The sequence below is a fragment of the Candidatus Propionivibrio aalborgensis genome, from assembly GCF_900089945.1.
Taxonomy (GTDB): Bacteria; Pseudomonadota; Gammaproteobacteria; order Burkholderiales; family Rhodocyclaceae; genus Propionivibrio; species Propionivibrio aalborgensis.
In genome coordinates, this window is record NZ_FLQY01000022.1 from 1 (window position 1) to 877 (window position 877).

The following is an 877-nucleotide window of genomic DNA, read 5'->3' on the forward strand; positions in this document are numbered from 1 at the left end:
TTTTTCTCTTTCAGAGCGACGGCCAGCGTATCGTCCGGTATGACACCCCACACGCCATCTGTGCAGAGCGCCAGCACATCGCCAGCCACAAGAGGTGTTTTGCGCGAAAACTCGATCTCGGGAGACTGTTGACCACCAAGGCAGCTATAGACCTTGTTGCGGTCCGGGTGCACGGCCGCTTGTGACTCGTTGATCAAGCCCTGATCAATCAGCAACTGAACGCGCGAGTGATCGCGCGTGTGAGTAACCACTTTTCCACCACGCAATAGATAAAGTCGTGAGTCGCCTGCATGTGCCCAATAGGCAATGTTGTCCTGGATGATGCAGGCCACGCAGGTTGTTCGCGGCGAATCCTTGAGCTTGTGAGCATCGGTAAAATCGACGATCGCACGATGCGCGGTGGTCATCGCCTTATGCAAGAACATGAAGGGATCTCGAATCTCGGGTTTGGCGTCACGCTGAAAGGTTTCGACGAGTACCTGTACGGCGATTTGCGCTGCGACCTCGCCGTAGTAGTGCCCGCCCATTCCGTCTGCAATGACCAGCAACAGGGCATCACGCGAATAGCAATGGGCCAGTCTGTCCTCGTTGTTGGCGCGCTTGCCTGGTCGGCTTTCTTGATAAATTGTGAATTTCACTGGACCTCAATCTTTCTCTTGAATTTTCCTACCACGTGGTCAAGCCAGTGCTTTTTCCGCAGTTCCGGTTTGGGGACCTTCTTTGTCAGCGCTTTTTGCAGGGCAAAGACGCTTTGCGGCCGACTCAGATGATCAAGCGACAAACACCAATCTACCGTTTTGAGCAATTGCTCCGAGTATTGACCTTGCCAACGTATCATGGCGGGAATTACTTTGTCCTTTTCCTGCCGGCTATCGGC

1 protein-coding gene and 1 pseudogene are annotated in these 877 nt (G+C 53.7%); both read right to left on the minus strand.

Going from position 1 to position 877, the window contains the following annotated elements:
- The coding region (locus tag PROAA_RS01525; protein WP_186409624.1) for a PP2C family protein-serine/threonine phosphatase at positions 1–638 on the minus strand (638 nt) is incomplete at its 3' end.
- Positions 635–877: pseudogene (locus tag PROAA_RS18810) on the minus strand (serine/threonine protein kinase); the annotation flags it as partial. The pseudogene PROAA_RS18810 and the gene PROAA_RS01525, both read right to left, overlap by 4 nt.